Source organism: uncultured Roseibium sp. (genome assembly GCF_963675095.2).
Taxonomy (GTDB): Bacteria; Pseudomonadota; Alphaproteobacteria; order Rhizobiales; family Stappiaceae; genus Roseibium.
The window spans coordinates 56516-82770 of sequence record NZ_CAXXSJ010000014.1 but is presented as its reverse complement, the minus strand read 5'-3'; the positions used below and the strand labels follow the sequence as shown (position 1 = coordinate 82770).

Genomic DNA, 26255 nt, shown 5'->3' with positions numbered 1-26255 from the left:
TGAAACGACCAACACATCTGCCGGTTGTGCAATTATCAAAAATCAATCAAGTAACACTACGTAATTTTTCCAATACCTACTATCCTTCCTCAATGTAACCAGCGAACGATAAGGCAGATTATAGACGTAATTTAAGAATGATTTTCATTGTTATTGATCCAATATTAATTTTTTACTGGAACCTTATCCTTCATTCGGAAGGAGATCAAAATGGTTTCGAAAAAGTCGCTGGTGGGGCTGTGCCTGATACCCCTGACATTTACGGCAGCACATTCCGCGGAGCCGACGCCGCCTGACACGACAGCCCTCGTGACGCAGGATGTCATCTCCAACGTCAGGGACTGGTTGGCCAATCCGATCGTCGGTCTTTCGATCAATACTCAGAACGATTCGCGTGGCTCCCTGTCTCAGGCGCAGATCGATGCGCTTGACAAACAGTGGCGCGCGGAACGGGAAGCTGACGACAAGCCGCTGATTTCGGCGACATTGACTGCGCCCCTGTCCGTCTATCTCCTGCGGATACAGGCTCAGAACCTGGGTCTCTACACGGAGATCTTCGTCATGGACGCAAACGGCCTCAATGTCGGCCAGAGCGCGATTACCAGTGACTACTGGCAGGGCGACGAAGCCAAGTTCCAGAAGACCTTCCCGGTTGCCAAAGACGCCGTGTTTATCGACGAGCCCGAATGGGATGAGGACCGCAAAATCTGGCGGGCCCAGATCAACCTGTCCCTTGCGGATACCGAGACCGACAAGGCCATCGGCGCTGCAACGGTCGAAGTCAATCTCACCGAACTTCAGCGCCGCGCTGGTTTCGGCAGCTAACCCCGAGGGATCAGATGTTCGCGAATTTATCCGTATCCAAAAAAAGCGCGGTGGCCTTTTTCTGCCTGGCGCTGATTGGTGCCGTCGCCGGCGGCTTCTCCTTTTACAAGTCGTCTTCGGTCGCGAATTCGGTTCAGGTGACCACGGCCATCAGCCAATCCACAAAAAATGCCATGGCGCTGGAAGCACTCATTTTGAACCAGGCGCTTGCCTACAAGACCTTCCTGACGACCGGGGACCGTGCCCTGTTGACCCGGGCAGACGAGCTCACCTCGCAGATCGATACCCTGTACGGCAAGATGAAGTCGGAGTTCGACGCCCAGGCTCCGGCCTCGATGCAGCAGAAGCTGACCGACATCGACCAGGCCTGGAAGACATGGCGAACGGGTTTCATCGACCGGCAGATCAACTTCATGCGCGACCCGAGCACGGTCGACATGGCACGTGCGCTTGAGTTGACCCGGGACCGGCAGAGCCTGCTGGATGCCATCGAAAACGCGAACAACGCTCTGCTTACCGAACTTGACGACAAACGGCAGGAAATGCTGGCCGACCAGGATTCCCAGTTGCAGCAGGTTCAGCTGTTCGCGATCGGCAGCGCCCTGCTGATGGCTGCCTTCGCGGTTCTCATCGGCTTCCTCAACCACGCTCTGGTTTCCCGCCCACTGGCAAAGCTCAGCGAGATCGTTCACGCGCTCGCCAAGGGCGACACCGACCAGCAGATCGATTTCGGCGACCGCAAAGACGAAATCGGCACCATGGGCTCCGCCCTTGGGATCTTCCGCATGAACCTGATCAAGAACAAGGAACTGGAAGAAGACGCGGCACGGCAGCGTGAAAACGCGGATATCGAAAAACGCGCCGAGATGGAGCGGGTCGCAAGCGAGTTCGAAGAAACCGTTCTGTCCATCAGCGAAGAGATGATTTCCTCGCTGGAAGGTCTCAATTCAAGAGCCGGCACCCTGTCGGAAATCGCGAACGGAACCACGGAGCAGGCGCTTTCTGTTTCGGCTGCCGCCGAACAGGCCACGAGCAACGTCAACACAGTTGCCGGTGCCACCGAGGAGCTCTCCGCGTCGATCCGGGAAATCTACGAGCAGGTCCGCTCGTCGTCCCAGCTCGCCGACGATGCCTCGACGGAAGTGGAGCGCTCCAATCAGGCGGTTGCGACCCTGCAGCAGGTGGTCGCCAAGATCGGCGATGTCACCAGTCTGATCACCGACATTGCCGAGCAGACCAACCTGCTGGCGCTGAACGCGACCATCGAGGCCGCCCGCGCAGGCGATGCCGGCAAGGGCTTCGCGGTCGTTGCCTCCGAGGTGAAGGCGCTGGCCGAACAGACCTCGAAAGCCACGGAAGAAATCGACCGGCAGATTTCCGAGATGCGCGGGGCTGCCGACGAATCCATTTCGGCGACCGAAAGCGTCGCCGGGATGGTCCGCTCGATTGCCGAAAAGACGGCAAGCATGGCCGAGGCCACCGAGCAGCAGAACGTCGCAACCAGCGAAATCGCAAGCAGCGTGACGGAAGCCGCGGACGGAACGCAGAGCGTGTCCAGGTCAATTTCCCAGGTCAGCTCCTCGGCGACCGAAACCGGCGGACTGAGCGGCGAAATGCGAGACGCGGTCCAACAGCTTCAGGGGAAGTCGGCAAATCTGCGCGACGCCATGCACGACTTCCTGAAACAGGTGAGAGCCGCCTGACCTGACGAACCAAGCAGGAATTAAAAACGCCCGCAGGATTCTGCGGGCGTTTTTTTCAGCCTTACTTCGGCTCAGGCACGATCCTGAGATACGGCTTCAGGGTTTTCCAGCCGCCCGGGAATTTTTCCTTCGCTTCCTCGTCGCTGACGGCCGGGACGATGATCACGTCTTCGCCGGACTTCCAGTTCGCCGGCGTTGCGACCTGGTGCTTTGCGGTGAGCTGAAGGGAATCGATCACCCGGATAACCTCATCGAAGTTCCGGCCGGTCGATGCCGGATACTCGATCTTCAACTTGATCTTCTTGTCCGGACCGATGACAAACAGGGACCGGACGGTCAGCGTGTCGCTGGCATTGGGATGGATCATGCCGTAGGCGGTGGCGACCTGCCGGTCCGGATCGGCGATCAGGGGAAAATTCAGCGCGACGCCCTGGGTATCCTTGATGTCGCCGATCCAGGCGTGGTGATCTTCGATCGGGTCCACGGACACACCGAAGACCTTCACCCCGCGTGCCGCGAAGTCATCCTTCAGCTTGGCGGTCATGCCGAGCTCGGTGGTGCAGACCGGGGTAAAATCCTTGGGATGGGAAAACAAAACCGCCCAGGAACCGTCGATCACATCATGAAAACGGATCGGACCATCGGTGGTCTCGACTTCAAAATCGGGGGCTTCGTCGCCAATCAGCAATGCGGGCATGGTCACTTCCTCTTTTCGGACAAACGTGAACCCCGGACATGGGGCCGGGCCAATACCTACCACAAGCGCACCCTGTTAAAAGTGCTTATCCTCACTCCGCCGCCCATACGGTTGACAGATATGTCCCACTTGCGCGAGCTTGCCTGCGCATCTGCCGATGCGGCAGCAAGAACCTAAAAACTCAGGGAGCTTCCGATGACGACATGGTCGGTATATCTGTCCGGAGAAATCCACACGGACTGGCGCGAACGGATCATCGACGGTACGGAAAAGCTCGGCCTGCCGGTCACGTTTTCCGCGCCTGTGACCGATCATGACGCCAGCGACGACTGCGGCGCCTTCATTCTCGGCCATGAGGACAATAAATTCTGGTACGACAACAAGGGCGCCAAGGTGAATGCGATCCGGACCCGGACGCTGATCGAGAAGGCGGATATCGTCGTTGTCCGCTTCGGCGACAAGTACAAGCAGTGGAACGCCGCCTTCGATGCGGGCTATGCGGCTGCGCTCGGAAAATCGCTGATCGTCATGCACGACCCGTCGCTGACGCACCCGCTGAAGGAAGTCGACGGGGCAGCGCTTGCGGTGACCGAAACGTCGGAACAGGTGGTGAGTGTGCTCCGCTATGTCATCAAGGGCGAACTGGACCGCTAGTCACCCGAATCTGAAGTTCGTCTCTTTTCTCAGCGTGTTCTGAACGAACTTCAGATTCAAAGGGGTGACTAGCAAATATATGTTTCTAATGTGGTTTTCGGATTTGAAATACGCTCCGGCATCCGCTGAAGAAATGAGGCGTATTTCAAATCCACCACACTAGGGTCAGGACCCTAAGATATTGAAATTTCCCGCACCCCTTGAATTCGCGGCGCGGGACCCCATTTGGAAGTACAAGGTGCAGCGCGATGCATTTCAGTTATGAGCACGCGCTGCCGTTCCTTGCCTGACAATTCATTAACTATCTCTACGGTAGTCTGCAGATCAGGCGAGCAATTGTTTTGGACGCTTTTCTTAACAAGCGCCCCATACCTTCAAACAAAACTGTCATGAAGACGTTGTGTTCGCGGGGTAATACGCCTCGATTTAGACGACGTAGATATAAATTTGGAAAGTACACAGTCATGTTGCACGGCAACGTAAAATGGTTCGACAACGGCCGGGGAATCGGCTCCATCGAACCCCAGGATGGCGAAGACATCTTCGTCGACATTTCGGCATTGCGCCGGTCCGGCATTGAAACGCTCGAAGAGGGCCAGCTTGTGGTCTTCGATCTCGAGTGGCGCCGCGGCAAGGCAATGGCCGAGGATCTGACGATCCTTTAAATCAGGTCGAAAAGACCGAATGGAAGGGCGGTTTTCCGCCCTTTTTTATTTTCCCCACACGCTTCCCTTTCGTTCCCCGTAAAATCCAATAGAGTGTGGCGAACGGTCGGCACTGGTGCCGCCGGAACAGTGAGGGATCACAGACACGCATGAGCGAACAAACATGCAAGGCACTCTTGATCCATCCGCGCTTCATGGCGGGGTCCTTCTGGAACTACGGCAAGACCTGCGAACTGGTCGGTGCGAAATATCCCGCTCCGCCGCTCGGTCTCATCACCGTCGCTGCCATGCTCCCGGAAAGCTGGGAGATCCGCCTGATCGACCGCAATACGGCGGAACTGGATGAAAGCGATCTGAACTGGGCGGATATCGTCCTGACCGGCGGTATGCTGCCCCAGCAGGGCGACACGCTGCAGATCGTCCGCGCCTGCCGCGCCAGGGGCATTCCGGTCGCCGTCGGCGGGCCCGACCCGACGACCAGCCCGGAACTCTACGAAGATGCCGATTTCCGTATCATCGGCGAAGCCGAAGGCGTCATCGACGAATTCCTGAGCGCCTGGGAGAACGGCACCCGCTCCGGCACGTTCACGGCGGAGAAGTTCAAGGCGGATGTCACGGCAACGCCCGCGCCCCGGTTCGATCTCCTGAACTTCGACAATTATGTCCAGGTCAGTGTCCAGTTTTCCCGCGGCTGCCCGTTCACCTGCGAATTCTGCGACATCATCGAACTTTACGGCCGCAAGCCCCGCACCAAGAACGCCGACCAGATGCTGGCCGAACTGGACCGGCTCTATGCGCTCGGCTACCGGGGTCACGTCGATTTCGTCGACGACAATCTGATCGGCAACAAGAAGGCGGTGAAGGCGTTCCTGCCCCATCTGATCAAGTGGCAGAAGGAGCGGAACTATCCGTTCGAGTTCTCGACCGAGGCCTCCCTCAATCTTGCCGACGATCCCGAGCTTCTGCGCCTTATGCAGGAAGCGAGTTTCTTCTCCGTCTTTATCGGCATCGAGAGCCCGGATCCGGACGTGCTGGTGGCGACGCGCAAGAAGCAGAACACAAGGCGGGATATCGCCAAGAGCGTGCACCAGATCTACGACGCCGGTATCTGGGTGCTGGCCGGCTTCATCGTCGGCTTCGACGAGGAAAGCAACCATGTCGCCGACGAGATTTCTGGCCTGATCGAGGAGGCCGCCATTCCTGTCGCCATGACCGGGTTGCTATACGCACTTCCGACCACACAGCTCACCCGAAGGCTTGCCAGGGAAGGCCGGCTGCATGCCGATTTCGGGACCGACGATCCGGACACGACCCACGGGGACCAGTGCACCGCCGGCCTGAACTTCCAGACCAAGCGGCCGCGGCAGGAGATCCTGCGCGATTTCCGGGAAATCATTGCCCGCGTCTATGCACCGGACGCCTATTTCAGACGGGTGCGGAACGTCGCGCGCATGCTCAAACTCGGCGGTGCCAACGGATCGATCGTCAGCGCCGGCTTCTTCCATGACCTGAAACTCTTCGGGCGCCTGATCTGGTCGATGACCTTCGTCAACAAGAGCTACCGCTGGCCGTTCTGGCGGACCCTGATCGGGACCGCCCTGACCAATTTCCGGGCGATCAAACCGGTCCTGGAAATGATGGCACTCTATGTCCATCTCGGCCCGTTCTCGCTGTTCGTCATCGAGCAGATCGACCGGCAGATCGAAGAGATCGAATCCGGCTCCTGGACGACACCGGAACTGGTGGCTGCCGAATAGGCGGGGATCGGGATCCTGTTAACTTCCGGTTTCCTCAACGTCCGATTCTGCTAATCTTTGCTGGCTTCGGCAGGAGAGTCGCCGACGGGACGGAGGATTGCGGATGAACTTGAAACGCGTTCTTGCAGCGGGCCTTGCGGCCTCCATTGTCAGTGCGACACCCGCTCTGGCGGCCGGATGCGGCAACGGGGCTTCGGGATTTCCCGCGTGGCTTGCCCAGTTCAAGGCCGAAGCGCCTCGATACGGCCTGAAGCCGCGCGCAGTTGAACGGGCTCTGAGCGGCGTTTCCTACGACAGCAAGGTCATCAAGCTGGACCGGTCACAACATTCCTTCAAACTGTCCTTCGAGCAATTCTACCGGAAGCGGGTCAACAACGCGATGATCAAGCGCGGCCGGCAGTTACAGCAACGCTACGCCGGCATCTTCCGGCGGATCGAAAAACGGTATGGCGTACCGGCCCCGGTCCTTTTGTCGATCTGGGGCCTGGAGACGAACTACGGCAGCTTCAGCGGTAACATGTCGGTCCTGCGGTCGCTGGCAACCCTCGCCTATGATTGCCGCCGCTCCCGGTTCTTCACCGACGAGCTGGTCGCCGCGATCCAGATCGTCCAACGCGGTGACATGCGCCCGCAGGAAATGCGCGGTGCCTGGGCAGGCGAGATCGGCCAGACCCAGTTCCTCGCCACGAACTATCTCAAATACGCCGTCGATTTCGATGGAAACGGCCGCCGCGACCTGATCCGCTCCTCCCCCGACGCTCTCGCCTCGACCGCCAATTACCTGAAAGCCCACGGCTGGCGCAGAGGTCAGGGATGGGGTCCGGGCACGGCCAATTACAATGTCCTGAAACAGTGGAACAAGGCGACGGTCTACCAGAAAACCATCGGCGTCATGGCGTCAAAGATCGCTCAATAGGGACAGATCGATACCAATGCCCATTCTGGACGGACCGCGTCTTTCGCCTGCCTCCGGCGGAAAAGCCACCCGGCTCGTTGTCTTCCTGCACGGCTACGGTGCCGATGGCGCGGATCTGATCGATCTCAGCCGCGCCTGGGCGGAGGTTCTGCCGGATGCGGCCTTCGTTGCTCCCGATGCCCCGGAGCCTTTGCCGTTCGAGGCCCTTGGCGGGCGGCAATGGTTTGCCCTCACCGAACGGGACATGCGCGAATACCGCATGGGCGTGGAAGCCGCACATCCGGTGCTGGAGGCCTTTCTGGAAAGCGAACTCGACCGCTGGCAGGTCGGCGCCTCCGTCCTCGCGCTCGTCGGTTTCAGCCAGGGCGCGATGATGGCGCTGCATACGGGCCTGCGCCGAAAAATCGCGCCGGCGGCCATTCTCGCCTACTCCGGCCTGCTTGCCGGACCCGACCGGCTGGACGACATACAGACGACACCTCCGGTACTCCTGGTCCACGGCAGCGAGGACGATGTGGTGCCGCCCTACCACCTGCCGGTCTCGCGGGACGCTCTGGCAGGGCGCGGCGTTGACGTCGAAAGCCATCTTCTCGAAAAACTTGGTCACTCCATCGACGAACGTGGCATGGTTCTCGGCGGACGGTTCCTGAAAACCGCACTTTCCGGCCGCTGAAAGGCCTGCGTTTACATTCTGTTAACCCGGCTGACCGCATTGTTAACGTCTGTAGCGCCGGCAGAAGGCCGTGCGCCTTTGCACTGACGGCCAGGACCAAGCCCATGCAGCTTTCCATCGAGACAACGACGCAAAGCACCAGCATCCTGAGCGCCTCCTTTTCCTCAGGCGGCGGCTCGAAATCGCTCCTGGACCAGTCCGGAAAAGACACCGAAAAAGCCCCCTCCGTCAGCCTTCTGGAATCCGCATCCAAGAAAGCGGAAGAAGATGCGGTCGTGATCGCCGCGCTTCAGGCCGCGGTCGAAAAGGGCAAGGGCGAAACGGAAGAGGATGCCAACAAGTCCGCGCTTGCCACTGCCGAGGACTATCGGAAAACGGCAGGAAAGATCAAAACCGCCCTCGGTCACGAGGACGGCAGCGGCAAATCGTCTTCCATCGCTTATGAGAGCGCGACCATTACCACCACGACTATAGAGGCGGAAATCGACGGCAACACGCTGTCGGCGCAGTATGTCTCCTTCGAGCGCCAGTCCTACGACAGCGCTACCGGCCTTTCTGTCCGTTCGGCAAACGCCACCACCATCGAGGCCGACTTCGGCAATGTAACCGCCAGCTACCAGAATGCTTCTGTCAGCTCGCTCTATGCCGGCACCGGCGACCAGGTCGGCAACCTGATCCAGGGTCTCGCCTGAGGCGATCTGCCTCCCCTACGCATTCCTACCCCTTGAGCCCCCCAACCGGCTCCTGTACATCCGGAGCGAGTTTCCGTTTGGTACAGATGAGCTAAGGGACAGTTTTCCGTGAACAATCTGAAGGCAGAACTTCTGCGAGGCCTGTGGTACGTCGCCTGCCCCGGATCGGAGATCAAGTCGGGCAAGATGATCGGCAAGAAGCTGATGGGGGAACTGGTCCTCCTGGCCCGGGACAACAACGGCAAGGTCTTTGCGCTCCGCGACATCTGTCCGCACCGCGGCATCCCGCTCCGCCACGGCTGGTTCGACGGCGAGCATGTGCAGTGCTGCTATCACGGCTGGAAATTCGATACGCAAGGTGTCTGCGTCGACATTCCCTCCACGCACGAATATCAGACGATCGACTTTTCCAAGATCACCTGCGGCGCCTACCCGATCGTCGAACAGCAGGGGCTCATCTGGATCTATTTTTCCGAGAACGGTGAGAAGCCGGAAGACGGGCGCCAGCCTGCGCCGCCCATGTTGCCCGACTTCGGCGTCGATGACGCACCCAGCGTTGCCATCATGCAGCCGTTCATCTGTTCCGTCGACCATGCCGCCCTCGGCCTGATGGACCCGACCCACGCGGCCTTCGTCCATACCTCCTGGTGGTTCAAGAAGGAGGGCGCGAAGCTTCGGCCGAAGGAAAAGCAGTTCGAGCCGTCGGATCTGGGCTGGGCCATGGTGCGCCACAAGATCCCGCCGCAGAACATCGCCTACCGGAAACTGCTCGGCGACAATGTCACCACCGAAATCCGCTACCGGCTGCCGGGTCTCAGGATCGAGCACATCAAGGGCGACAAGCATTCCGTTGTCGGCCTGACCACCATCACGCCGGTCACGGAAGACGAGACCGAGGTGCGCCAGATTTTCTGGACCACCATGGGATGGGTCACGCCGCTGAAGCCGCTGGTGCGCCACCTGATGAACGTCTTCCTCGGCCAGGACCGGCGTGTCGTCATCCAGCAACGCGAGGGACTGGAGTACAATCCCAAGCTCATGCTGATCAACGACGCCGACACCCAAGGCCGCTGGTGGATGCAGCTCAAGGAAGAATGGACCAGCTCCCAGGCGGAGAAACGGGACTTCGACAATCCGGTGAAGGCGAAGACCCTGCGCTGGATGAGCTGAGCAACCGCAGCCCGAGACGCTGCCTCAGGCGGACCTCACCTCGTCCCGATCTGGATGTGAATGTGATCGTCATGGCGGGCGGCGCGGCAGCCCTGGAACCGAATGACATCGCTGTTCACACGAAGTGTCCGTTTCAGATGCGGTTCAAGTAGGATTTTGGATAGACCGGCCCTTCTGCCGGAAGTGGTCAGCCAGCGGAGCGCCTCGCGGGTTCTATCCTCATCCAGTTCCAGATCCGAATTGAAGACCCGAAACCACCGCATATCCCACTGCAATGATTTCCAGTCCTGACCGGGAGGACAGGGTGTGGCATAGCCCTCCGGTGCTTCCTCAAAGGCCCAGTAACCGATCGGCGACTTCGTGACGCCGGGAACATAGCGGCCATCGATGCTGCGATAATAGAAGGCCAGGTCGACCTTGCGACCGTCCTTGTGCGACAAGTGCGGCAGAAGCGGAAAACCGTCGACAAAGGGAAAGCCGGCATCCAGAATAAGCGTTTTGGTTCCGGGAAACTCCCGATCCATATGCGCGGCGAGGTCGGTCACGATCCCGGCCAACTCCGGCACGACATAATTGCGGTTCAAGGCACAGTAGAGAACGGATTGCTCAACAGGTTCCGCATCGGATGCGGCAAGGCAGGCAATCGGCACGCGCCCTGCAAGCGGCGCGATCTTGGTCGCGGCAAACCAGAAAAATCCGTAGGACACGACAAAAAGTCCGGCGAGAACGACCACCGACCGCCGGTGCCGCTTGAAGAGCCAAAAGCGGATCGCCCATGCCACCGCATAAGCCAATCCGCCGATTTGGGTGAGCAGCGTCAGGACCGCGACAATGCCCAGATGCACCGCGGTCCTGAACAACGTCTTCAACATGCCTCCGACACCGATCAGACCCGTCCTTTACGCCACCTTCAGATAGGCCGCGATGATGTCGCGGGCGGCCTTCAGGTCGTCGCGGTGGATCATTTCGGTGACCGTGTGGATGTAGCGGGTGCCGACCACGATGCCGACCGCTTTGGCGCCGGCCGCGGCCTGCTGGGCCGCCGCGCCGTCCTGACCACCGGCGCGCAGCATGGTGCGCTGGAACGGGATCTTTTCCTTCCCGGCGATCGCCTCGATTTCCTTGACCAGGTCCCGGTCGGCAATGAAGCTGGAATCCTTCACATGCAGCCCGAAGCCTTCGCCCTGGACGGTGGTGCGGTCCTGCTCGGGCACGCCCGGCGTGTCGCAGGCAAGTGTGGTGTCGATGCCGAGACCGATGTCCGGCTTGACGGCGAAGCTCGCGGTGCGCGCGCCGCGCAGGCCGACTTCTTCCTGGCAGGTGAAGGCGACATGGATCTCGCAGGCATGCTTGGCCTTGCCCAGCGCACGGATCGCCTCGATACCGAGCCAGCAGGCGATGCGGTTGTCGAGAGCCTTGGAGACGATCTTGTCGCCGATCTCGATCAGCGGCTCGTCCATGGTCACCATGTCGCCGATCCGGACCTTTTCCTTGGTCTTTTCGCCGAGGCCCAGGTCGATGACAAAATCATGGGGCTCCGGCACCTTCTTGCGCTCTTCCGGAGAGGAGATGTGGATCGGCTTGCCACCCGGGTTCATCACGCCCTTGAGGTCGCCGTCGTCGGTGGAGACCAGTACCCGGCGGGAGAACAGGTTGCGCGCATCGAAGCCGCCGACGGGCTGGACGTGGACGAAGCCTTTGTCGGTGATGTGGGAGACCAGAAAGCCGATCTCGTCCATGTGGCACAGAAGCATGACCTTCTTCGGCTGCTCTCCCTTTTTCGGCGCCTTGCGCGCATCCCGCCGGCACAGCATCGACCCCATGGGATCGACCGTGACCTCATCGAACAGGCCTTTGATTTCGGACAGGATCAGCTCACGGATCCTGTGTTCGTGACCGGGAACGCCCGGGGTTTCACAAAGGCGGCGCAGAAGATCGATGTTCATGAAGGGTCCTGTCGGTTGGATGGAGTTTGGCGCGGATCTTAGTGGTTACGATGGGCCGGGCCAAGCCATCCCGTGTGGATGGCGAGGAAGCAACGAAATGAACAAATGGCTTTGGCATAATTTAAACCAATTCGGCGTGAAAATACCGGCAATCTCCTTCCCGGAACCCCGCCATACGCGTATGAGAGCGCGGTTCCCCGGAAGGCACGCATAGGGTCATGGAACATGTGCCGGCTCGCCGCTTATCTCGGAACTGAAATTCCCCTGGAAAATATCATTGCCAAGCCCAGGCATTCCCTGCTCATCCAAAGTCACGATGCGCAGGAAGCGAAGCTGCGGGTGAACGGCGACGGCTTCGGGATCGCCTGGTACGGCCACCTGCCCGAGCCGGGCCTGTTCAAGGACGTCCTGCCGGCCTGGGCGGACACGAACCTGCGCAGCATCTGCCGCCTTGTGCGCTCTCCGCTGTTCCTGGCCCATGTCCGCGCCGCAACGACCGGCGCGACCTCGCGGGACAACTGCCATCCGTTCACCTACGGGCCCTGGTCCTTCATGCACAACGGCGGTATCGGCGACTTTCCGCTCATTCGCCGGGACATGGAACTGCTGATCCCCGATCCCTATTACGGAGCCCGGCGCGGGACGACGGATTCCGAACTGTTCTTCCACCTGCTCCTGACCAACGGCCTTGAGGACAATCCGCTCACGGCGCTCCAGACATCGATTACTCAGGTACTGGAACTTGTGGACCGGCACCAGGCGATGGAAAAGCCTGTCCGGCTCACCTGCGTCTTTTCCGAAGGATCGCGCATCTTCGCCTTCCGCTATTCCAACGACGGCCTTGCCCCGTCCCTTTACCGGTCGGAGAACCTGGATCATGGTGGACGGGCGGTTGCATCCGAACCTCTGGAGGGTCAGTGCGCCCGCTGGAAGCCGTTGCAGGAAAACATCCTGCTTGAAATCAGTGCCGAAGGGACGATCGAACGGTCACTGTTTCCGGATGCGGTGCCCGCTGTCCCTGTTCCAGGGGCTTCCGCCCTTCCGGTCCAGGAACGGGCTGCCGCGGGACCGGTGTAACCGCAGATTGCCATTTCCTTGTCGCATTTGGGCGCAAAGCTGATGGCATTCCGGCAGAGGGACTATCCCGGCCACAAGAACACCCGGTTTGTTTTGACAGTTGAAGGGGGAACGAAATTGGCCCGTAAGAAGCATTTCATACTTTCCATCGACGGCGGCGGCATTCGCGGCCTGATCCCCCTGCGCATCCTGGAATCCATCGAAAGCCGGATGGCGCACAGGGGCGTCATTCTGCCCATGCACGCCTGTTTCGACCTGATGTGCGGCACTTCGACCGGCGGGTTGATCGCCGCCGGCCTGTCCGCCCCCAAACCGGGCGGGCGCAAGGGAGAGGCCGTGGCGACGATTGCCGATCTGCGGACGCTCTTCGAAGCGGAAGCGCGAGATATCTTCACGCCCAGCCTTCGCTACCGCCTGGCCCGGTTCATCGCCAACCCGTTCACCTTCTACGACGAGAAGCTGGATGCAAGGCCGCTGGAGCGGCTGTTGAAGGAGCGCTTCGGCTGGACATCGCTGGCAAGCGCCATGACCCACCTGGTCCTGACGGCTTATGACATCGAAAACCGCAAGCCGGTCTTCATGTCAAACACCCCGCAACACAACGGGGCCGCCCCGGATGATTATTACATCTGGCAGTCTGTCCGGGCCGCGACGGCCGTGCCCTGTTTCTTCGAACCCGCCCGGGTGGAAAACCTCACGAGCAAGCGCGAGGAAGCCCTGATCGACGGCGGCGTCTTCCTGAACGATCCGTCTATTGCCGCCTATATCGAGGCCCGCAAGCTCGGCTGGGACGCGGAGGATATCGTGATCCTTTCGCTGGGCACCGGACATGCGCCGGAGCACGCCTTCCCTTACGCGGAAGCCTCTGTCTGGGGTGCCCCCGGCTGGTTCTCCGCTGCCAAGGGCGCGCCGCTTCAGGCCATCGCGACCCACGGCCAGTCCGCGACCACCTCGTATCAGGCGGAGTGGCTGTTCGGTGAGATGGGCAAGACGCGGTTCATTCGTCTCGACGGTGTCCTGCCGGCCGATGCGGAGGACATGGGCAACGCCCGGCCTGGCAACATGATCACCCTCAATGGTGCCGCCGACCGGATCATTCGCGACCAGACCATCCTCCTGGACGAACTGGCCGAGATGCTGATCGACGCCAAGGCCCCGCCGGTTGTGGATGATAAAGAAATTGTAAACGCGGCGTGAGTGACCCTAGGGGAAACCGCATTTCCCCAACCGAATCACGCGGAGCAAGCTGGACATGACGATTTTGAGATCGCCGAGCATCAGGCTGTGTGCGCCCTTGTCGACGCGACTTCGTCGCACGATCGCCGGCGCCGGGTTCGGTTTGCTGTGCCTGTCCGGTTTGGCTGGAACACAGGCCGGCGCGGTGTCGTCTCCGCCGCCTGCGCCCAAGCCCGGTGCGACCGATCTTCTACAGATGGCCGCTGTTCCCGTACCGCGGCCGAAGGCGGAGCTGTCGGAAGAAGGCAAGGCGACACCTTACAATCGTAGCGGCAAGTTGGTGTTGCGCGGCGACCAGCCGGCGAAATTCTACTTCGGCGCCATGAAGGGCCCCGCCCCTTTAAAGGCGCGTTCGATCGGCTCCTATGCCAAGGGCTGTCTGGCCGGCGGGGAGGCTTTGCCGATCGACGGCGCCACGTGGCAGGTGATGCGTCTATCGCGGAACCGGAACTGGGGCCATCCGGATCTGATCGAATTCATGGAAGACCTGGCAAACGACGCGCCCAAGCTCGGCTGGCGCGGCTTGCTGGTCGGCGACATTGCGCAGCCGCGCGGCGGACCGATGACCTCGGGACACGCCAGTCATCAGATCGGCCTCGATGCTGACATCTGGCTTACCGAAATGCCGGATCATCGCCTGTCGCGGCAACAGCGCGAGGACATCTCCGCAATTTCGATGCTCAAGGGCCCGCTCGACGTCAAGGGTGCGGACAGGTCCGTCGATCCAAAGAAATGGACCGACGCGCGTGCGCGCCTGATCAAGCGCGCAGCGAGCGACAAACGGGTCGCACGGATCTTCGTCAGCCCGGCGATCAAGAAGGCGCTGTGCGACTTTGAAAAAGGCAAGGACCGGTCATGGCTGCGTACGGTGCGTCCCTGGTGGGGGCACCACTATCACTTCCATGTCCGCATGAACTGTCCCGCCGGCGATCGAAGCTGCAAGGATCAGAACCCGCCACCGCCCGGAGACGGCTGCGGCAAGGAACTCACCTGGTGGCTGTCCGACGAGCCCTGGGTTCCGAAGAAGCCGAAAGACCCGAACAAGAAGGTCGTGAAGAAAAGGCCCCTCGCCCTGGCGGCGCTGCCCAAGGCCTGCGAAGACGTCCTGACAGCGAACTGAAATTCGTTCTAACCGGCAGCCGCGGCCCGAGACAGCTGCGCATCGGGCAGGAACAGGGCCCGCATCATGTTGCGGAACAATAGTACCTGCTGCGGCAGGACCTTTGGCGCCCCCAAGGCCTTCGACATGACGATCCCGCCTTCCAGGATCGTCGAAACCATATCGGCCAGCGCATCCAGGTCGATGTCTTCCCTGGGCGGATAGCGGGTCGAGATATCCTCAAAGATCGCGCGGAACCGGCTGCGCCAGCCGAGCACGGCATTGCGGTTCAACTCACGCACGGACGGGTCGAAGAGCCGTTCCTGGTAGCAATAGGTGGCAATCAGGCAGCCGGGATGGCCTTCAGGCAGATCCTCCACCGTGCGGGCGAGCAGTTTCAAGCTGATCAGAAACGCCTGTAAGGGATCGTCGGCAAGGTCCCTACCCTGATCGAAGATGTCATCAAGAAGCTTTTCCTCTTCCTCGATGTAATCCTCCAGCAGCGCCCGGGCGAGTTCCCCCTTGTCCTTGAAGTGATAGAAGAAGCCGCTCTTGGTGATGCTCACTTCGGCGATCAGTTCATCGATGGATGTGGCTCCGAAGCCCTTTTCCAGAATGGACGCCTTGGCCGCCTCCACAAGCCGCTGCCGCGTGTTCGATCCCTTGTTCATGAACGCCTCTCGAATACCCTTCCCGGCATTACTGTACCGCCGGTACAGTTTTTTCGACAGGCCAGCCTCATCCGGCCTGTAAAAAATGACGACCATTCTTCTATGCTGCTGAAATAATTATCAAATAAATTTGTCGAAGCGACTTTACCACGAGCCTGCTAGTTCGAAAGGAGGCATTCGGCGACAGTCATGGCTATCGGAACGGGACTTGCCGTTCCCCAATCTGAACAAATCGGAAGAGCCAGAATGACCACCATGACACACGAAACGTCACAACGATTGCCCCATCAATCGGAACGCCTGTTCCTGACCGACGGCGGCCTGGAAACCAGCCTCGTCTTCCTGGAGGGCGAGGACCTTCCCCTGTTTGCCGCCTTCACGCTTCTGCAAAACAATGCCGGTCGGGAAAAGCTGAAGGCGTATTTCCGGCCCTATGCGGAACTGGCCGTCAAAAGCGGATCCGGGTTTATCCTGGAAAGCGCCACATGGCGCGCCAATCCGGACTGGGCGGAACAGCTCGGCTACAGCGATGTCGCGCTCGAGGCCGCAAACCGGGAATCCATCGAGATGCTGCGGGAACTTGCCGAGGAATACCGGATGGTGGACAGCCCGTTTCTCATCAGCGGCTGCATCGGGCCGCGCGGCGATGGTTATGTGGTCGACAAACAGATGACTGCCGACGAAGCGCGCCATTATCATGCCCGGCAGATCCAGGTCTTTGCCGAGGCCGGTGCGGACATGGTAACGGCCCTGACCATGACAAATGTGGAGGAAGCGACCGGAATCGCGCTAGCAGCCCTCGACATAGATATTCCTTCGGTGATCTCGTTTACCGTGGAAACGGATGGGCGCCTTCCCTCCGGAATGCCGCTCGGCGACGCCATCCAGGCGGTCGATGCGGCCACCGGAAACGGTCCGGCCTACTACATGATCAACTGCGCGCACCCTGTCCATTTCGCTGAGGTTCTGGAAGCCGGCGGGAACTGGGTCAAGCGCATCGGCGGTCTCAGGGCAAACGCCTCCCAGTTGAGCCACGCGGAACTGGAGGCTTCTGAAGAGCTGGACATCGGCAACCCGCAGGATCTTGCCGCGCGCTACCGCACCATCCTGGACGCCATGCCCTGGGTGCGGGTCGTCGGCGGCTGCTGCGGCACCGACCATCGACACATCTCGGCGATCAGCCACACCTGCTGCCATGGGGCCGCCGCATGAGCGATATCCTCGAGAAGCCCGTGACCTACAGGCGTGGAACGGCGGCCGATGCCCGCGACATCGCCCGGCTGTTCCTGATGTCTTCCGATGGCATGGCGGAATATATCTGGCGCAAGATCGATCCGGAGGCGTCCGATATCCTGTCCGTCGGCGAAATGCGCTATGCTCGGGAAGGGGTCGATTTCGGCTACGGCAACTGCCTGCTGGCCGATGCAGGCGGCGAAATTGCGGGAATGATGCACGGCTTTTCCATGGCCGACGGTCCCGGAGAACCGGAGACCGATCCGGTTCTGCGCCCCTATTCGGAACTCGAGCATCCGGGCAGTTTCTATATCGCCGGACTGGCGGTCCACGACCGGCACCGGCGCTCCGGCATCGGCCGCGACCTGATGAAATTGGCCGAGGTACAGGCACGCAAGCTAGGGCACGATGTTATCAGCCTGATCTGTTTTACCGAAAACAACGCCGCCATGGGCCTCTACGAGGCGCTCGGCTACCGGGAAACGGACCGCTGCGCCATCGTTCCCACGCCCTGCCTGAAATATCAAGAAGGCGAGGCCGCCCTGCTGGTCAGGGATCTTGGTCAAGCGCCGGTGTGAAGACGAAAGGCTGCGGGGCTTCCATTCAGCCCCGCCCGCCGACCTCAATTCTCCGGTGGCACAGGCCGATCGTCGAGCACACGGGTCATCACGAGGAGATCGAGCCACTGGCCGAACTTCATCCCCACCTGCGGCAGACGACCTGTGACCTCGAAACCGCATGTCTGGTGGAGGGCAACGGACGCGGCGTTTTCCCCGTCAACCGCGCCGACAAGCACGTGATAGCCGTCCGCCCTGGCCTGCTCGATCAAACGGACCAACAGGGCCTTGCCGACACCTTTGCCGCGGGCTTCCGGCGCCACGTAGATCGAGTGTTCCATGGTCAGGCGATAGCCTTCCTTCGCTCGGAACGGGCCGTAGGAGCCGTACCCGGCGACCGTACCATCTTCCAGTTCCGCGACGATGACTGGCAGGCCTGCGGCCTTGCGCCCATCGAACCAGGCCTGCCTGTCCTCCAGGGTGTCCAGCCTGTCGGTCCAGATGGCCTTCAGAGTCCGGACGGCGTCGTTGTGAATATCAAGCAGCGCCGGCAGGTCGGCGGATGTGGCGTTTCTTATTTTCATTGGAAGCTCTTTGAGATTAGATAAGCTTACTTTAATCCGGAAAAACGAAAAAGAAATTATCGTATCGATAAACAATTCTAATGGATATCAATCAGCTCAAGGCCTTCGACCGCGTCGCACGCGACGGCAGTTTCACCAAGGCGGCCGCACGTCTGAACGTGACCCAGGCGACCATCTCCATGCGCATCCGCGCCTTGGAATCGGAAATCGGGGCGCAGCTTTTTGTCCGCGGCCGGCATGTTCACCTGACCGACCAGGGGATCGGCTTCCTACCCTATTGCCGGCGCGTGCTCGGCCTGTTGCAGGAGGCCCGCGAGACCCTGCGGCGCGCGGAACGGGGCCGCCTGACCGTTGCCTCGCTGGCGACCATGATCATGCCGCTCGTCAGCAACGCGCTGCTTCGTTTCCAGCGCAACAACCGGGAGATCGACGTGGTCATCCGCGACGGACGGCACAACCAGATCGCCGCCATGCTGCACGAACGGGAGGTGGAACTTGCCGTCATGTGCTGGCCGAACCTGGATCCTCTCCTGACCAGCGTTGAGCCGTTGCTGGTGGTGCGCGAGGACGTGCCGCTTGTGGCTGCACCCGAACTGGCAAAGGCTTTCGGCCCGTCTCCGTCGATGGCCGAAATACTGGAAAAGGCGCCGCGCTACCTGACCCTGAACTGGTGGCAGATCGCCCCGCCGGCCGCGACCTCGATCGCGCTGTCCGCACCGGTGCGGGTCGAATTGCCCACCGATCCGGGGCGCAGTCTGGTGGTAGCCGGCGAAGGCGTCGGCTTCTTCGTCCGCTCCTCGGTTGCCGGCGCCCTCAAGGACGGCCGCCTTGTGGAGATCGAGCCGAAGGACCAGGAACCGCTGTTCCGGGACATTGCGCTCACCGTGCGCAATATGGAAGCGATGGAGCAGGTGCACCTGATGGAATTCGCAAGGGAAATCGCCGTCGACGGACGAAAACTCGGCCGGGTGCTGAAGGACACGCTGCAGGACCTGGATTGAAGCTGTATTGGCCCGCTTTGGTCCACAGGAACGACGTTTTGAGAACCGGCAACCCGGTCCTTTGCGATGAAACGCGAAAAACCCGCTGATACCGGGGCGATAGCCCCACCAAATCCCTTTGCGTTCCGCTTACTCGGTGATAAACGAGCGCCATGACGACCCAGACGCTTTCCAATATCCGCAATTTCTCGATCGTTGCCCACATCGACCACGGCAAGTCGACGCTCGCCGACCGCCTGATCCAGATGACCGGCACGCTGACCGATCGCGAAATGACCGAACAGGTGCTCGATTCCATGGATATCGAGCGCGAACGCGGCATCACGATCAAGGCGCAGACCGTCCGGCTGATCTACAACGCCAAGGACGGCCGGCAGTACACGCTGAACCTGATCGACACCCCGGGCCACGTCGACTTCGCCTACGAGGTTTCACGTTCGCTGGCCGCCTGCGAGGGTTCGCTGCTGGTGGTGGATGCCAGCCAGGGCGTGGAAGCGCAGACGCTCGCCAACGTCTACCAGGCGATCGACAACGACCACGAGATCGTCACCGTTCTGAACAAGATCGACCTGCCGGCGGCCGAACCGGACCGGATCAAGGAGCAAATCGAGGACGTGATCGGCATCGACGCGTCCGAGGCCTGCATGATTTCGGCGAAGACCGGTCTTGGCGTGGACACCGTTCTGGAAGCGATCGTCGCCAAGTTGCCGGCGCCTCAGGGCGATCCGGACGCGACCCTGAAAGCGATGCTGGTCGACAGCTGGTACGACACCTATCTCGGCGTGATGGTGCTGGTGCGCATCATCGACGGCTCGCTGAAACGCGGGCAGAAGATCAAGATGATGGGCACGGGGGCGGCTTATGACGTCGACCGCGTCGGCGTGATGACGCCGAAGTTCCTGCAGGTCGACGAACTCAAGGCCGGCGAGATCGGCGTGATCACCGGCTCGATCAAGGAAGTCGCCGACACCCGCGTCGGCGATACGATCACCCTGGACAAGAAACCCTGCGCGGAAGCACTGCCCGGCTTCAAGCCGGCCCAACCGGTCGTGTTCTGCGGGTTGTTCCCGGTCGATGCCAACGACTTCGAAGACCTGCGCTCCGCCATGGGCAAGCTGCGGCTCAACGACGCCAGCTTCTCCTACGAGATGGAAACCTCCGCAGCCCTCGGGTTCGGTTTCCGCTGTGGCTTCCTCGGCCTTCTGCACCTGGAAATCATCCAGGAGCGCCTGTCGCGCGAATTCGACCTCGACCTGATCGCCACCGCGCCGTCGGTGGTCTACCAGATGACCCTGACCGACGGGTCTGACGTGGAACTGCACAATCCGGCGGACATGCCGGACCTGGTCAAGATCTCCGAAATCCGCGAACCGTGGATCCGGGCGACGATCATGACGCCGGACGACTATCTCGGCGGCATCCTCAAGCTGTGCCAGGAGCGGCGCGGCATCCAGGTGGACTTGTCCTACGTGGGCTCGCGCGCCATGCTCACCTACGACCTGCCGCTCAACGAGGTCGTGTTCGACTTCTACGACCGGCTGAAGTCGATCTCCAAGGGCTACGCCTCCTTCGACTATCAGCTCTCCGACTACCGGGCCGGCGATCTGGTGAAGATGTCGATCCTGGTCAACGAAGAGCCGGTCGATGCTCTCTCCGTGCTCGTGCACCGCTCCCAGGCGGACCGGCGCGGCCGGGCCATGTGCGAAAAGCTGAAAGAGCTGATCCCGCGGCACATGTTCAAGATCCCGATCCAGGCGGCCATCGGCGGCCGGGTGATCGCCCGCGAAACCATTTCCGCGCTGCGCAAGGACGTGACCGCCAAGTGCTACGGCGGCGACGCCACCCGTAAGCGCAAGCTTCTGGAAAAGCAGAAGGCGGGCAAGAAGAAGATGCGCCAGTTCGGCAAGGTCGAAATCCCGCAGGAAGCCTTCATCCAGGCATTGAAGATGGATGAGTGAGCAACGGTCGGGCTCTGCCCGACGCAAAGGTCCAGTGGACCTTTGCGAGTTGCGAACGCCTGCGAGGGAAAGCAAAGCGTCGAGCAGGCCAACCGGTCGGTTTCGAACTTAAAACCGCTGCCAGCGGCTGCAGGTCCCACCCGAAGCGAGCTGCGAACGCCGGCAAGACAACCAGGCAAACGGAGCCGTCATGACGACCGAAACCGAATTGCGCGAGCGCGCGGACAATAAATGCGAGCTGAGCGGCGCAACCGAAGACCTTGTCGTACTCGAAGTCGGGCCGGACAGCGACGGCAGCGCGGACAAGTCGATCCTTGTCTCCGCAACCTGCGCCGGACAGATCGAGGGCAGCGCGGAGCTCGATGCCAATCACTGGCATTGCCTGAACGAAAGCGCCTGGAGCCAGGTGCCTGCGGTGCAGGTGACCGCCTGGCGGATGCTGAACCGTCTTTCCGGGGAAACCTGGGCGCGTGATCTTTTAGACATGCTTTATCTGGACGACGAGACGCTTGCCTGGGCGAAGGCAGGTACTACAGAGGCCTCCGCCGGCGATACCGACGCCGTCGTCCACAAGGACACCCACGGCGCGATTCTGGCCGCCGGCGATACGGTGACGCTAATCAAGGATCTGAAGGTCAAGGGCGCCAATTTCACGGCCAAGCGCGGCACGGCGGTGCGCAACATCGCGCTTGTTCCCGACAACCCGGAACAGATCGAGGGCCGGGTCAATGACCAGCGGATCGTGATCCTGACGGAATTCGTCAAGAAGTCGTAAGACAGCGGGCCGATCCTCAGATCAGCCCGGATAATCAACGGTGATGAACCGCCGTCAGTTGACCGCGCGGTCCAGCGCCTGCCAGTCGCCCATCTGCCAGGCCTTGCCGACGATGCCGCCCATCAGGATGGAAAAGGCTTCGGAGGGCAGGCCCATTTCCATGCCGGTGACCATGGCAATCCTTTCAGGCTTTGATGCGGCGCCGAGCATGATCCTCCCGTACCGAATCATCTCCGGCAGCGGAATGGACTGCACGATGCGCTGATGGATCCCGACAAGTTCGTCGTTGGAGAAGTTCTTCTCCATCAGCGGCATCAGTTCCGTTTCTTCCTCGTGCATGTGAAGCAGGTCATTGGCAAAGAAGAGGGCGAAGCGCTGATACAGGCGGCGCAGGCAGGCCGGGCGGTCGACCGTGGCCGAAGCGACATCCTCCGCCAGCCGGCGCAGTTCGCCGAAAGCGTGCAGATGGTCGTCATGATCCTCGGCCGCGTGATCCGAAGACCCCGGGCAACGGCCCTCGATTGCGGTGTGGACTTCGCGGTTTTCATGCTCCAGATGGCTCAAGCTCAGATCGAGATGGGCCGATAAGGCGGTCAGAGTTTCGACAACCGCCTTCTCATCGGCCGGATCGAGCTGCCCGAGCGCGAGCAGCATCCTGGCATTGGCAAGCCGAATGCCCTTGTGAACGGCGTAATAAAGGTCTTCCCCGGCCTCGGTTTCGGCCGCAATTTCCGTCTTCGCATTCATCATCATTCTCCTTGTTTGCGCCGGACCAACCGGCGCCGGAATGCGGTGCGTGTACCGGATTTCCTTTTCGCGAAAAGCCACCTAGGATCGGATTGAGAATCCGGAAATTTCGGGCAATCCATTTTCAGGCAATCCATGGATCACCTTCGGGCAATGAGGGTCTTCATCAGGGTCGCGGAGCGCGGCAACCTGACGGCGACGAGCAGCGATCTCGGTCTGTCGCGCGGCGGCGCCAGCGCGATCGTGTCTGAACTGGAGAAATATCTCGGCGTCCAATTGCTGGAGCGCACCACGCGCCGGTTGCGGCTGACCGAAGACGGACAGCAGTATCTGGAACAGGCGCGTGACATCATCGCCATGGTGGAAGGCCTTGAGGACGACATCGGCTCTTCGGAACGCCAGCCGCGCGGGCGGTTGCGCGTTCAGGTACCAAGCGGCCTCGCCCGGATCGTCATCGCACCGGCGCTGCCGCAATTCATCGATGCCTATCCGCGGATCCAGTTGGAAATCCTGTCTCGCAACAACGTGCCCGATTTCGTCGGAGAACGGATCGATGCCGCCCTGGTCGTCGGAGACCTGCCGGAACTGGATATCGTCGCCCGCCCGGTCGGCAAGATCCCCTATCTGACGGTCGCCGCCCCTTCCTATCTGAACCGGCACGGCATGCCCGAAACGCCGGAGGACTTGGACAGGCACTACTGCATCCCGCTGCTGTCATCGGCAACCGGCACCGCCCTGTCCTGGCGGTTCCGCGTCATGGGAGAGAACATTACCGTTCCCGTCCGCGGCGCTCTTGCCTTCGAAGCCCCTGAAGCTGCGGTCGCCGCAGCCTGCCGCGGTGCGGGCATCCTCCAGCTGGCGAGCTATCTCGTTTATGATGAAATCCGCTCCGGGCGCCTTGTTTCCATCCTCGACGAGATCCGACCGAAAGCCCAGGAGATGCACATCGTCCATCAGAAGCACCGGCTGAAACCGAAGAAGCTGCGCGTGTTCGAGGAATTCATCATAGACCTGAACCTGCAGGTTCGCCGCAAATGGGGCATCCGGCAGGTCGACTGAAGCGGCCTGTCCCCCCTGTTCAAGAACAGGCCTAAGTTTGCCCGCCCTCTTCTCCCCCGAGCAGCTGGAATGCGCGGACGATGGCCGACGCAAGCCCGGCGTCCTCGGGAGTCGTCAGCCGATGAAACAGGGCCATGCGGGTCTTCGGCAGTGGGGGAAGACCGTAAACCTCGCCAACCTCGACACAGTCCCGTGGCATGTTCCGCCGGTTCAGGCAGGCAATACCGATCCCGGCCGAAACGGCTGCCTGGACCGCAGACACCCCCGTGCCGCTGAAGACTTCGTTCCAGGCAATGCCGGCGTCTTTCAACGTGCGCGTCGCAAGCCCCGAGATGACGCACGCGCCGCCCAAGAAGACCAGAGGCATCGGCATGCTCTGCTCCCAGGTGAACGTCCTTGAGGCGATCCAGACGAGGTCGTCGCGAAACACAGTTCGCGCCGGCAGATCCGGATCTTCCGCACTTGCAATGACGGCATCGAACAGCCGCGCTTGATACGCCTTCAAAAGCTCCCCGGACAGACCAGCCGTGACCAGAAAGCGGTAGCCCACAAGGTCCTTGTTCAGGTTCGACAGAAGGTCGGGCAGCCGACTGCCCGCCGCATGGTCGCTGATCCCCAGGCGGAGTACCTGCCGATGCTCGATGCCGGTGGCTTTCGCCGCCACCCTGTCATGCAGATCCAGGAGGTGTCGTGCATCCTTCAGAAACCGGGCACCGTAACTCGTCAGCTGGACTGAGCGCGGCGAGCGGGCCAGCAGGTCGTTGCCCAGACGCTCCTCGAGCTTGCGAATGCGGACGCTCATGGCGGACTGGCTCGCGCCGACCGCTTCGCCGGCCATTGTGAAGCTGCCCGTATCCGCCACCTGCACGAAGGCCCGGATCAGATCGATATCGAGGGTCATCATACGAGCCATTATAAAATCGAATTTTTGGAATACTATAAATTCGTTTCTATAATTTTTGAGCAACCAGTAGCGTTTCTCCATCAACCAAATGAAGGGAGAAACCAATGCCACTGGTACGCGTTTCCATGCGAAAAGGCCGCACGGACCATCAGAAGAAGGTCATTCTGGAACAGATTTACCTCGCCATGCGCGCGACCTTCGACGTTCCCGAGGACGACCGGTTCATGATCCTGAGCGAACATGACGAGGTCGATTTCGTGTTCGGCCGCAGCTATCTCGATATCGAACGCACCGACGAGCTGGTCATCATCCAGTTGACGGTCAACAACACCCGGACGCCGGAGCAAAAGCGGGCGCTTTATGCCGAAATCACACGCCGGCTGGAAACCGAAGCGGACCTGCGTCCTCAGGACGTGTTCATCGGCCTCATCGAAACGGCCAGGGAAAACTGGTCCATGGGGAACGGCATCGCGCAATATGCGTGAGGCACAGACCGCGTGATGGCTTCGCCTGCTCGGGTGTTTGCCCTTAGCGGTCGAAAGGCAGATCCGCCAGCTCGTGCGGCGTCATCCGCCGGAGGGCGGGATGCGACAGCGGATCGTGCCGCCATCGCGCCTCGTCCGACATCCTTTCCCGCTGACGAAAAAGCGACGTCAGAAGCAGCCTTTTGAGGATGAGATCGAAATTTAACATAGCTAAATAGATAGCGCTTACATCCCCTTTAAAATATCGATTTTCTCTGAGTTTAAGTTTAGGTTTTCTATATGAAAAATCTGAACCGGATCCATCTTGCAGGCCTGCGTGCCGTCGAGGCTGTCGGCAGGCTCGGCTCCCTGAAGACGGCTGCGGACGAGCTTGGCGTCACCATCGGGGCGGTCAGCCAGCAGGTCCAGAAGACCGAGCAACAACTCGGGACAGCCCTGTTCGAACGGCGCGGCCGCGGCCTGCATCCGACCGGCCCGGGCGAAGCCGTTCTGCGCCAACTCACCGTCGGCATGTCCGCGCTTTCTGCGGCCGTCGCCATGACGGAGCGGCGGCGCGACGACAGCCTGACCGTCTCGGTCGCACCGGTTTTTGCCGGCAAGTGGCTCGTCTGGCACCTGAAGTCTTTCGCTAGAGATTATCCGGATATCCGCGTGCGGGTGGAGGCGACCGTGGATCTGGTCGATCCCGATCTCAGCGACGTCGACCTGTGCATTCGTGTCGGCAAGGGGCCCTATCCGGGATTGCACGCGGAAAAGCTGCTGGCGCAGAAGATCTTTCCGGTCTGCAGCCCGGCAGTTGCCGCAACACTCCAGGATCCTGCCGATATCGCGAACGTGCCCATCATCCGCGACCGGGGACAGATGTTTTCCTGGCGGACCTGGCTGGAACCAAACGGCCTGGACGAGGGCCTGCTGGGCGAAGGCCCGGTGTTTTCCGACGGTGCGTTGTGCCTGGATGCTGCCATTGCCGGCCAGGGCCTGTTTCTTGCCTGGGAAACGCTTGCCCATCACGCGCTTCAGGTCGGTCAGGTCGTCGCCCCCTTTCCGGGGCGTTTTCAGACCGGATTTCACTACTGGCTGTTGACCGGGAGAAACCGGGTGCAGACCCGGCCAATGAAGGCCTTCGGTTCGTGGATGAAGGCGGAACTCGCCCGTTCGATTGGAACCTGAT

Annotated in this window: 27 protein-coding genes; 20 read left to right on the top strand and 7 right to left on the bottom strand. The window is 60.8% G+C overall.

Going from position 1 to position 26255, the window contains the following annotated elements:
- Window positions 1-210 precede the first annotated feature (210 nt).
- A complete protein-coding gene (locus ABIN98_RS05540) occupies window positions 211-825 on the top strand; it encodes a hypothetical protein (protein ID WP_346908132.1) in 615 nt (204 codons plus the stop codon).
- A gap of 14 nt (window positions 826-839) precedes the next feature.
- Entirely contained in the window at window positions 840-2528 is a 1689-nt protein-coding gene (locus ABIN98_RS05535) for a methyl-accepting chemotaxis protein (protein WP_346908130.1), read from the top strand.
- 61 nt (window positions 2529-2589) lie between these two features.
- Here ABIN98_RS05535 and ABIN98_RS05530 read toward each other — a convergent pair whose 3' ends face one another.
- Window positions 2590-3225 carry a peroxiredoxin gene (locus ABIN98_RS05530; RefSeq protein ID WP_346908128.1) on the bottom strand — a complete coding sequence of 212 codons (636 nt, stop codon included), beginning with the start codon at window positions 3223-3225 and terminating at the stop codon, window positions 2590-2592.
- 195 nt (window positions 3226-3420) lie between these two features.
- Here ABIN98_RS05530 and ABIN98_RS05525 point away from each other — a divergent pair, with 195 nt between their 5' ends.
- The 7 genes from ABIN98_RS05525 to ABIN98_RS05495 all read left to right on the top strand — a co-directional run bounded on the left by ABIN98_RS05525 (window position 3421) and on the right by ABIN98_RS05495 (window position 9752).
- Window positions 3421-3879, top strand: coding sequence for a YtoQ family protein (locus ABIN98_RS05525; RefSeq protein ID WP_346908127.1), 459 nt, complete (start codon window positions 3421-3423; stop codon window positions 3877-3879).
- Window positions 3880-4343: 464 nt separating this feature from the next.
- On the top strand, window positions 4344-4544 hold the full coding sequence (locus ABIN98_RS05520; protein ID WP_346908125.1) for a cold shock domain-containing protein: 201 nt from the start codon (window positions 4344-4346) through the stop codon (window positions 4542-4544).
- Between the two features lie 149 nt (window positions 4545-4693).
- Window positions 4694-6301, top strand: a complete 1608-nt coding sequence (locus ABIN98_RS05515) for a B12-binding domain-containing radical SAM protein (RefSeq protein ID WP_346908123.1) — start codon at window positions 4694-4696, stop codon at window positions 6299-6301.
- A gap of 103 nt (window positions 6302-6404) precedes the next feature.
- Complete coding sequence (locus tag ABIN98_RS05510; protein WP_346908122.1) at window positions 6405-7217, top strand: lytic murein transglycosylase; 813 nt, start codon at window positions 6405-6407, stop codon at window positions 7215-7217.
- Window positions 7218-7233: 16 nt separating this feature from the next.
- Window positions 7234-7890, top strand: a complete 657-nt coding sequence (locus tag ABIN98_RS05505; protein ID WP_346908120.1) for a prolyl oligopeptidase family serine peptidase — start codon at window positions 7234-7236, stop codon at window positions 7888-7890.
- Between the two features lie 104 nt (window positions 7891-7994).
- Window positions 7995-8582, top strand: coding sequence for a hypothetical protein (locus tag ABIN98_RS05500; protein WP_346908119.1), 588 nt, complete (start codon window positions 7995-7997; stop codon window positions 8580-8582).
- Window positions 8583-8690: 108 nt separating this feature from the next.
- Window positions 8691-9752, top strand: coding sequence for an aromatic ring-hydroxylating dioxygenase subunit alpha (locus tag ABIN98_RS05495; protein ID WP_346908117.1), 1062 nt, complete (start codon window positions 8691-8693; stop codon window positions 9750-9752).
- Between the two features lie 35 nt (window positions 9753-9787).
- Here ABIN98_RS05495 and ABIN98_RS05490 read toward each other — a convergent pair whose 3' ends face one another.
- On the bottom strand, window positions 9788-10624 hold the full coding sequence (locus ABIN98_RS05490) for a hypothetical protein (RefSeq protein WP_346908116.1): 837 nt from the start codon (window positions 10622-10624) through the stop codon (window positions 9788-9790).
- A 27-nt stretch (window positions 10625-10651) separates the two neighbouring features.
- On the bottom strand, window positions 10652-11698 hold the full coding sequence (locus tag ABIN98_RS05485; protein ID WP_346908114.1) for a M20/M25/M40 family metallo-hydrolase: 1047 nt from the start codon (window positions 11696-11698) through the stop codon (window positions 10652-10654).
- Window positions 11699-11923: 225 nt separating this feature from the next.
- Between ABIN98_RS05485 and ABIN98_RS05480 the strand changes: the two genes are divergently transcribed.
- The 3 genes from ABIN98_RS05480 to mepA all read left to right on the top strand — a co-directional run bounded on the left by ABIN98_RS05480 (window position 11924) and on the right by mepA (window position 15131).
- Window positions 11924-12775 carry a class II glutamine amidotransferase gene (locus ABIN98_RS05480; protein WP_346908113.1) on the top strand — a complete coding sequence of 284 codons (852 nt, stop codon included), beginning with the start codon at window positions 11924-11926 and terminating at the stop codon, window positions 12773-12775.
- 117 nt (window positions 12776-12892) lie between these two features.
- Window positions 12893-13972 carry a patatin-like phospholipase family protein gene (locus ABIN98_RS05475; RefSeq protein WP_346908111.1) on the top strand — a complete coding sequence of 360 codons (1080 nt, stop codon included), beginning with the start codon at window positions 12893-12895 and terminating at the stop codon, window positions 13970-13972.
- A 55-nt stretch (window positions 13973-14027) separates the two neighbouring features.
- Window positions 14028-15131 (top strand): penicillin-insensitive murein endopeptidase, encoded by a 1104-nt coding sequence (gene mepA / locus ABIN98_RS05470; protein ID WP_346908109.1) that lies wholly within the window; start codon window positions 14028-14030, stop codon window positions 15129-15131.
- An 8-nt stretch (window positions 15132-15139) separates the two neighbouring features.
- Here mepA and ABIN98_RS05465 read toward each other — a convergent pair whose 3' ends face one another.
- The gene (locus ABIN98_RS05465) at window positions 15140-15781 is read right to left on the bottom strand and encodes a TetR/AcrR family transcriptional regulator (protein WP_346908107.1); all 642 of its coding nucleotides are present in this window, start codon (window positions 15779-15781) and stop codon (window positions 15140-15142) included.
- Window positions 15782-16027: 246 nt separating this feature from the next.
- Between ABIN98_RS05465 and ABIN98_RS05460 the strand changes: the two genes are divergently transcribed.
- Complete coding sequence (locus tag ABIN98_RS05460; RefSeq protein ID WP_346908105.1) at window positions 16028-16993, top strand: homocysteine S-methyltransferase family protein; 966 nt, start codon at window positions 16028-16030, stop codon at window positions 16991-16993.
- Window positions 16990-17592: a GNAT family N-acetyltransferase gene (locus ABIN98_RS05455; RefSeq protein WP_346908103.1), complete on the top strand. Its 603-nt coding sequence runs from the start codon at window positions 16990-16992 to the stop codon at window positions 17590-17592. The genes ABIN98_RS05460 and ABIN98_RS05455 overlap by 4 nt, the downstream gene beginning before the upstream one ends.
- Before the next feature lie 44 nt (window positions 17593-17636).
- Here ABIN98_RS05455 and ABIN98_RS05450 read toward each other — a convergent pair whose 3' ends face one another.
- Window positions 17637-18155, bottom strand: a complete 519-nt coding sequence (locus ABIN98_RS05450; RefSeq protein WP_346908102.1) for an N-acetyltransferase family protein — start codon at window positions 18153-18155, stop codon at window positions 17637-17639.
- An 80-nt stretch (window positions 18156-18235) separates the two neighbouring features.
- On the opposite strand from ABIN98_RS05450, the gene ABIN98_RS05445 reads away from it, so the two are divergent.
- From ABIN98_RS05445 to ABIN98_RS05435, 3 genes are all read left to right on the top strand, one after another.
- On the top strand, window positions 18236-19156 hold the full coding sequence (locus ABIN98_RS05445; protein ID WP_346908100.1) for a LysR family transcriptional regulator: 921 nt from the start codon (window positions 18236-18238) through the stop codon (window positions 19154-19156).
- Between the two features lie 152 nt (window positions 19157-19308).
- Entirely contained in the window at window positions 19309-21114 is a 1806-nt protein-coding gene (gene lepA, locus ABIN98_RS05440; protein ID WP_346908098.1) for a translation elongation factor 4, read from the top strand.
- Window positions 21115-21304: 190 nt separating this feature from the next.
- A complete protein-coding gene (locus ABIN98_RS05435; protein ID WP_346908097.1) occupies window positions 21305-21889 on the top strand; it encodes a PhnA domain-containing protein in 585 nt (194 codons plus the stop codon).
- 54 nt (window positions 21890-21943) lie between these two features.
- Here the strand turns inward: ABIN98_RS05435 and ABIN98_RS05430 are convergent, their stop codons facing one another.
- Complete coding sequence (locus tag ABIN98_RS05430; protein ID WP_394701444.1) at window positions 21944-22636, bottom strand: hypothetical protein; 693 nt, start codon at window positions 22634-22636, stop codon at window positions 21944-21946.
- 153 nt (window positions 22637-22789) lie between these two features.
- Between ABIN98_RS05430 and ABIN98_RS05425 the strand changes: the two genes are divergently transcribed.
- Window positions 22790-23695, top strand: a complete 906-nt coding sequence (locus tag ABIN98_RS05425; protein ID WP_346908093.1) for a LysR family transcriptional regulator — start codon at window positions 22790-22792, stop codon at window positions 23693-23695.
- A 31-nt stretch (window positions 23696-23726) separates the two neighbouring features.
- Here the strand turns inward: ABIN98_RS05425 and ABIN98_RS05420 are convergent, their stop codons facing one another.
- Window positions 23727-24608 carry a LysR family transcriptional regulator gene (locus ABIN98_RS05420; RefSeq protein ID WP_346908091.1) on the bottom strand — a complete coding sequence of 294 codons (882 nt, stop codon included), beginning with the start codon at window positions 24606-24608 and terminating at the stop codon, window positions 23727-23729.
- Window positions 24609-24703: 95 nt separating this feature from the next.
- Between ABIN98_RS05420 and ABIN98_RS05415 the strand changes: the two genes are divergently transcribed.
- Window positions 24704-25084, top strand: coding sequence for a tautomerase family protein (locus tag ABIN98_RS05415; RefSeq protein WP_346908089.1), 381 nt, complete (start codon window positions 24704-24706; stop codon window positions 25082-25084).
- Window positions 25085-25363: 279 nt separating this feature from the next.
- Complete coding sequence (locus tag ABIN98_RS05410) at window positions 25364-26254, top strand: LysR substrate-binding domain-containing protein (protein ID WP_346908088.1); 891 nt, start codon at window positions 25364-25366, stop codon at window positions 26252-26254.
- Window position 26255: the final 1 nt, after the last annotated feature.